This window comes from Curtobacterium sp. VKM Ac-2922, assembly GCF_022815645.1.
In the GTDB taxonomy this organism is placed as follows: domain Bacteria; phylum Actinomycetota; class Actinomycetes; order Actinomycetales; family Microbacteriaceae; genus Curtobacterium.
The window spans coordinates 1-899 of record NZ_JALGRO010000024.1 but is presented as its reverse complement, the minus strand read 5'-3'; the positions used below and the strand labels follow the sequence as shown (position 1 = coordinate 899).

General features: G+C 68.9%; 1 protein-coding gene. It reads right to left on the bottom strand.

Translation table 11 applies throughout. From position 1 onward, the window contains the following. Positions 1–123: 123 nt before the first annotated feature. Positions 124–762, bottom strand: coding sequence for a TetR/AcrR family transcriptional regulator (locus MT346_RS17875; protein WP_243564472.1), 639 nt, complete (start codon positions 760–762; stop codon positions 124–126). Positions 763–899 lie beyond the last annotated feature (137 nt).

Here is an 899-nt window from a genome sequence, read left to right as displayed (position 1 = left end):
TGCTGTGAGCACGCCGAACACACCCCCCAAGAGGGTGGAGAACCAGCTACCTGCGGCTGGTGAGCGCTCCGGGTGTTTCCCGGCTGGTGACAGTGATTCGGCGCCCCTGCCGGAGTGGTTTGGTCAGTTCTCGTCCGTTACCACTTCGTGACCAACCGCCCCTGCTGCGGGCACCAACGACTCCAGCAACCGCAGCACCCGTTCGCCGTCGACCGCCTCGGGATCCAGCAACCACTGCACCTGCAACCCGTCCGACGCGGCGATGCTCAGCGACGCCAGATCGGTCGGGTCCAGGTCCGCACGGATCCGCCCGTCCGCCTGGTCCCGCGCGATCAGCTCGGACAGCTGCCCGCGCAGCCGGGCGAAGCGCTCCCGCATGAACTCGGTCGTCGAGGGGTGCCCCTGCCCGACCGCGTCGGCCGCCAACGTCGTGTAGAGCTGCACGAGCCCGGGGACCTCGCGGTTCCGGCCCGCGCTCTCACGCATGTCCCCGATCGCCGACTGCAGGCGGTCGGGAGCGTGCTGCTCGCGGACCTCGTGCTCGCGGTACACGGCGAGCAGCAGTTCGTCCCGCGACGGGAAGTAGTGCCGCAGCGCCGCGTGGGTGATGCCGAGCGCCTCGGCGACGGACCGCAGCGACGACGCGTCCACGCCCTGTTCGGCGACCATCCGGATCATCTCGTCGAGGATCTGCGTCCGCCGCTCCGCGCCCTTGCGGTAGCTGCGCCGGGGCGCGGTCTCGGCGTCGTCATCGGCGGTCATCCTGTCAACTTACCGCTGGAAGGTTTCCGGTGGGGGAAACCGACGGGAGGCACGGTGCGGGTGAACTGGTCCCCGGATATTGGACTCTTTAGTCGGTTCAGATCCGGGGATGGTTCGTGTGGGTGGCAACAGGAGTT

Excerpts from the sequence above, each read along its gene's own strand:
- MT346_RS17875 (WP_243564472.1), bottom strand. The coding sequence starts at position 762 with ATGACCGCCGATGACGACGCCGAGACCGCGCCCCGGCGCAGCTACCGC.